Below are 5713 nucleotides of genomic sequence, written 5' to 3'. Positions count from 1 at the left end.
CGTTCCGCCTCCGGCCGCGCCCCCGCAGGGCGGCCCTTTCACCCCGCCCGGCGCGCCGCCCCAGGGCGGGCCCTTCACACCACCGGGTGCCGCGCCCCAGGGTGGCCCCTTCACCCCTCCTGGCGCAGCTCCGCAAGGCGGCCCGTTCACACCCCCCGGGGCTCCTGGGGCATTCCCGGGGCAGGCTCAGCCCTTCGGTGGCGGTACGCAGCTCGCGCCGGTGCCACCGGAGGCGGGGCTGCGGGTAGTTCTGACGAAGTACTCCGAGGCACCCGTCGGAGACCGCTGGACCGAGCAGAACCCGCAGCTGGTGCGGACGACGCTCACCAAGGGCGCCAACATCCTGGCCAAGCAGGGCAGCATGGTCGCCTACCAGGGCGACATCGACTTCGCCCACAAGGGTTCCGGCCTTCTCGGCAAGTTGACGGGCCAGCTGACCGGCCAGGGCATGTCCCTGATGCGCTGCTCCGGGGACGGTGAGGTGTTCCTCGCGGACGAGGGCAGCCACCTCTTCGTCATCCGCCTGGAGAACGAACAGCTCTACACCAGCGCGCGCGGGGTCCTCGCCTTCGACGAGGCGCTGGACACCGAGATCCGCCGTATCGAGGGTGCGGGCCTGCCCGGTGGTGGCCTGTTCAGCATGCTCTTCTCCGGCACGGGAGCGGTCGTCGTCAAGACGCGCGGCGTTCCCGTTGTCCTGCCCGTCGGCCCGGCCACCTACGTCGACGGCAACGCCGTCATCGCCTGGTCCGCCGGCGCGCAGGCCGTCACCACGACCTCGCTCAGGCTGCGCCGCTCCGGGTACGCCCGGCAGACCCAGGAGGCCGTCAACCTCCAGTTCCGCGGTGCCCCCGGCAACTTCGTCGTCGTCCAGCCCTTCGAGGTGTGAGGCAGAGCATGGACCTCCAGACACTCAACGCGCACCGCTCCGCCCCCACCGGCGTCCGTATGAGCGTGCACAGCTCCAAGACGCTCAAGGTCACCATGGTCAGCGGCCAGGACCTCCTGGCCAAGGCCGGCTCGATGATCGCGTACGACGGCTACGTACAGTTCGACGGCCCGCCCGCCACGCTGCGGCGCAGCGCGGAGGAGATGGTCAGCGGCGAGGGCGGCAAGCTGATGCTCTGCCGGGGCGACGGGGACCTGTACCTCGCCGACTACGGCGGTGACGTCCTCATCCTCCACCTGAACAACGAGGCGCTGTCCGTCAACGGTCCCACCCTGCTGGCCTGCGACGCCTCGCTCCAGCTCACCATCGAGCCGGTCAAGGGCCTGGCCAAGCTCTCCGGCTCGGGCCTGACCAACCTCGTGATCCGTGGCACCGGATGGGTCGCCCTGGTCAGCCGGGGCGTGCCTATCTCCCTCGACTGCGCCGAACGGGAGACGTACGTCGACCCGGACGCGCTGATCGCCTGGACCGACGGCCTCGACATGAAGGCCCGCCGCACCATCAAGGCCAGTGCGCTCATCGGCCGGGGCAGCGGGGAGGCTTTCCAGATCGGTTTCAAGGGGCGGGGCTTCGTGGTCGTCCAGCCCAGCGAGGACACCGGCGACCGTTTCAAGATCCGTGGCTGACCGGGGCTGAGAGGAGAACAGCACACCATGCACAGCACACTCTTCGCGCACATCCCGGTGAACCACACCGAGCGCTACACACTGCAGAACCCACAGCTGCTCAAGACCGACGTCACCATCGGCAGCAGCCCCGTCCTGGCCCGCCAGGGCGCCATGGTCGCCTTCGAGGGGCAGGTCGACTTCGACAGCCAGTACCGCAACCGCAGCTGGCGCAACGCCGAGCGGATGACCGGTGAGCGGCTCGAACTCATGCGCTGCAAGGGCAACGGGATCGTGTACCTCGCCAACTTCGCGCAGTACCTGCACATCATGGAGGTCGGCAGAGGCATCACCGTCGACTCCTCCGCGGTCCTCGCCTTCGACGGCTCGCTCAACGTCGGCATCGTCGCCGTGGACAGTGCCGTCGAGGTGGCCTCGGCCGGCGCGTACAACCTGGAGCTGTCCGGTGGCGGCAAGGTCGTCCTGATGACCTCGGGTGCGCCGCTCGCTCTGGAAGTGACGCCCGAGAAGAACATCTGCGTCGACTCGGACGCCGTCATCGCCTGGTCCACCTCGCTGCGTACACAGCTCCAGGCACCGACCTCCACCTCCGCCGTGTGGCGCCGCAGGGGCTCCACCGGTGAGGGCTGGGAGATGCACTTCGGCGGCCAAGGACATGTCCTGGTGCAGCCGAGCGAGCTGCTGCCGCCGCAGCACCTGCGTACGTCCGGGGTGCTCGGACAGTTCGGTATGGGTGGCGGTGGACTGAGCGGAAACTCCCTCGGGGGCAGCCGCAACTGATCAGTGGGTGCAGGGGTAAGGGGCGTCCGCCATTGCGGACGCCCCTTACTGTGTCCGTCCCCCCGGCGGGGGCCTTCCCACAGCCTGTCGGCGGCACACCGCGAGACCGCCGACCCCACACGAAAGAGCTAGGTCAGAGCCGTGCACGCGTGGCGTCCAGCAGGCGTACGACCGAGTCGTCGGCCACGGTCGGCACCTCGTCGTAGGCGAACCAGCGCAGATCGAGGGACTCGTCGCTGATCGCTTCGACGGCTCCGACGGGGGCGAGGGCCGCGTACTGGACGTCGAGGTGCCAGGCGCACGGGGTGTGATGGCGGTCGAGGCGGACCGGGCCGCCAGGCAGGAGCCTCAGACCTGTGATGCCGGACTCCTCCGTGGCCTCGCGGAGGGCGGAGCCCGCCAGGGTGGTGTCCTCGGGCTCGCAGTGGCCGCCCATCTGAAGCCACATGCGCAACTTCCTGTGGAGAGTGAGCAGCACCCGGCCGCGCTCGGGATCGATCACCAGGCCGCTCGCCGTGATGTGCCCGGCGCCGCACGCCTTCCACACGCCGTCCGGATGGGCCGCCAAGTGGTCGAGGTACGCCTGGCGCAGCTCGGACTGGTCCTCGTAGCTCTTGAGTACGAGGACCGTGTCGTCGTGCAGGGTCACTCTGTGTCGTCGTCCTTCTTCTTGAGGTCCGGCTTCTTGAGGTCCGGCTTCTCGGCGGAGCCGCCCGCGGCCTCGCCGAGCATCTTGTCCAGCTCGGAGAAGTCCAGCTGCTCGCGGTGGACGAAGCCGTCCGGGTCGTCCAGGTCGGACGCGGTCGGCAGCATGTCGGGGTGGGCCCACAGGGCGTCGCGGCCGTCGACGCCCCGCGCGTCCGTGAGGGACGCCCACAGGCGGGAGGCGTCGCGCAGACGGCGGGGGCGCAGCTCCAGGCCGATGAGCGTCGCGAAGGTCTGCTCGGCCGGGCCACCCGTGGCGCGACGGCGGCGCAGCGTCTCGCGCAGCGCGTCCGCGGACGACAGGCGCGGCTTCGCGGCGGCGTGCACCACCGCGTCCACCCAGCCCTCCACCAGCGCCAGAGCGGTCTCCAGACGGGCCAGGGCCGCCTTCTGCGCCGGAGTGTCCTCAGGCTGGAACATGCCCTGCTGGAGCGCCTGCTGCAGCTCTTCCGGGTTCTGCGGGTCGAACTGGCCGACCACATCCTCCAGCTTGGCCGTGTCGACCTTGATCCCGCGCGCGTAGCCCTCGACCGCGCCGAACAGGTGCGAGCGCAGCCAGGGCACATGGGCGAAGAGACGCTGGTGGGCGGCCTCGCGCAGGGCCAGGTAGAGCCGCACCTCGTCCTTGCCGATGCCCAGGTCCTTGCCGAACGCCTCCACGTTCAGCGGCAGCAGCGCGGCCTTGCCTGCGGGGCCGAGCGGCAGGCCGACGTCGGTGGAGCCGACGACCTCGCCCGCGAGCATGCCCACGGCCTGCCCGATCTGCTGGCCGAACATGGCGCCGCCCATCGACTTCATCATGCCGATCAGCGGGCCGGCCATGGCCTGCATCTCCTCCGGCAGGATGTCGCCCATGGCGCCGCCGACCCGCTCGGCCACGGGGTCGACGAGCTCCTTCCACGCGGGCAGGGTGGCTTCCACCCACTCCGCGCGGCTCCACGCCACGGCGGAGCCCGCGCCGGACGGCAGAGATGTCACGTCGTCGAGCCACAGGTCGGCCAGGCGGACGGCCTCCTCGACGGCGGTGCGCTCGGCAGGACCGACGCTCACGTCCTTCGTGCCGTCGGCGGTCCCCTGGGAGACCGTCTGGCGGGCGATCTGTTTGGCCATGTCCCAGTTCACCGGGCCGCCCTCGTACGAGAGCATCTGGCCCAGCTGCTGGAAGGCGGCGCCCAGGTCGGTGGGGTTCATGGAACCGAACATCGCGGCGAACGGATTGTCGGCGCCAGGGCCGCCGGCCCCGGGAAACCCGAAACCGAACGGGTTGGCCGGTCCCTGACCACCACCGCTCTCCTGGTCCTTCTTCTTGCCCTCGTCGCCGTCGTCCGGCTCCTCCGGCGGAAGGCCGAATCCGAATGGGGTGTCACTCACGGGATTCCTCGGCTGATAGGGCCATCGGTTTTCTCCGACGGCACGGCTGCCCGAACACCACCCAGCGTAGACACCACGGCGGGTTAAGGCCTCGGTGCTCCGCCGACCGAAGGCCTGCGGCAGGATGGATGCCACCTGGTACGTACGCGTCACCCGCGTTCGTACTGAAGACAACCGCTGGAGACGCCCGGTGAGTTCCCCAGATCCGCAGGTTCGCGCAGCGCGAAACCACTCAACCAGTCCCGCCGCGCGCGGGCCCGTCGTCGCGGTCACCGGTGCCGCGTCCGGCGTAGGAGCGCTACTCACCGAGCGGCTCGCCGAGTCCGACGAGATCCGGCAGGTCATCGCCATCGACGAGCGGCGCGGCGAGTGCGCGGCCGCGCAATGGCACATCCTGGACGTGCGGGACCCGGCGATCGCCGAGAAGCTGCGCGGGGCGGACGTCGTGGTGCACCTCGCCGTCGACCTCGACCTGGGCACAGACTCGGCTGCACGCAGCGCGTACAACGTGCGCGGCACACAGACCGTGCTCACGGCGGCCGCCGCGGCCGGGGTGCACCGGGTCGTGCTGTGCACGTCGGCGATGGTCTACGGGGCGCTGCCCGACAATGAGCTGCCGCTCTCGGAGGACGCCGAGTTGCGGGCGACCGCCGAGGCCACCGGGGTCGGCGACCTGCTGGAGATCGAGCGGCTCGCACGCCGGGCACCACGCGCGCATCCGGGCCTCAATGTCACCGTCGTACGCCCGGCAACCCTTGTCGGAGGGACGGACACGGCGCTGACCAGGTACTTCGAGTCGCCCCGGCTGCTGGTGGTGGCCGGATCGCGGCCCGCCTGGCAGTTCTGTCACGTCGAGGATCTGTGCGGCGCGCTGGAGTACGCCGTGCTGGAGAAGGTCGACGGGGAGCTGGCCGTCGGGTGCGAGGGGTGGCTGGAGCAGGAGGAGGTCGAGGAGCTCAGCGGGATCCGGCGCATGGAGCTGCCTTCCGCGGTCGCTCTGGGGGCCGCTGCCCGGCTCCACCGGATCGGGCTGACGCCGTCGCCGGCCGGGGATCTGGCATACACGATGTATCCGTGGGTCGTGAGCGGCAGCAGGCTGCACGACGCCGGGTGGCGGCCGCTGTGGACGAACGAGGAAGTACTCGCGGAGCTGCTGGAGGAGGTCGCCGGGCGGCACACCGTGGCCGGGCGGCGGCTGGGGCGCAAGGACGCGACCGCTGCGGGTGCCGCGGGGGCGACGGTCGCGCTGCTGGGTACGGCGGCGTTGGTGCGGCGGGGCCCG

6 protein-coding genes are annotated in these 5713 nt (G+C 70.8%); 4 read left to right on the top strand and 2 right to left on the bottom strand.

The genetic code is table 11. The annotated features are described in order from the left end of the window. Window positions 1–220 precede the first annotated feature (220 nt). Genes AWZ10_RS08105 through AWZ10_RS08095 form a run of 3 tightly spaced genes read left to right on the top strand, consistent with a single transcriptional unit; the run spans window position 221 to window position 2355 of the window. Window positions 221–889 (top strand): AIM24 family protein, encoded by a 669-nt coding sequence (locus AWZ10_RS08105; protein ID WP_234361069.1) that lies wholly within the window; start codon window positions 221–223, stop codon window positions 887–889. Window positions 890–897: 8 nt separating this feature from the next. Beyond that, complete coding sequence (locus AWZ10_RS08100) at window positions 898–1575, top strand: AIM24 family protein (protein WP_037695042.1); 678 nt, start codon at window positions 898–900, stop codon at window positions 1573–1575. Between the two features lie 27 nt (window positions 1576–1602). Further along, complete coding sequence (locus AWZ10_RS08095; protein WP_037695045.1) at window positions 1603–2355, top strand: AIM24 family protein; 753 nt, start codon at window positions 1603–1605, stop codon at window positions 2353–2355. A gap of 133 nt (window positions 2356–2488) precedes the next feature. Here AWZ10_RS08095 and AWZ10_RS08090 read toward each other — a convergent pair whose 3' ends face one another. Both AWZ10_RS08090 and AWZ10_RS08085 read right to left on the bottom strand, forming a co-directional pair. Beyond that, window positions 2489–3004 (bottom strand): NUDIX hydrolase, encoded by a 516-nt coding sequence (locus AWZ10_RS08090; RefSeq protein WP_060890761.1) that lies wholly within the window; start codon window positions 3002–3004, stop codon window positions 2489–2491. After that, entirely contained in the window at window positions 3001–4431 is a 1431-nt protein-coding gene (locus tag AWZ10_RS08085) for a zinc-dependent metalloprotease (protein ID WP_046704447.1), read from the bottom strand. Before AWZ10_RS08085 ends, AWZ10_RS08090 begins: the two co-directional genes overlap by 4 nt. A 190-nt stretch (window positions 4432–4621) precedes the next feature. On the opposite strand from AWZ10_RS08085, the gene AWZ10_RS08080 reads away from it, so the two are divergent. After that, window positions 4622–5713, top strand: a 1092-nt coding sequence (locus AWZ10_RS08080) for an SDR family oxidoreductase (RefSeq protein ID WP_060890760.1), incomplete at its 3' end; no start/stop codon positions are given.

Origin of the sequence: Streptomyces europaeiscabiei (assembly GCF_001550375.1) — a bacterium.
Lineage (GTDB): Bacteria > Actinomycetota > Actinomycetes > Streptomycetales > Streptomycetaceae > Streptomyces > Streptomyces europaeiscabiei.
This window is presented reverse-complemented; position numbering and strand designations above follow the sequence as displayed.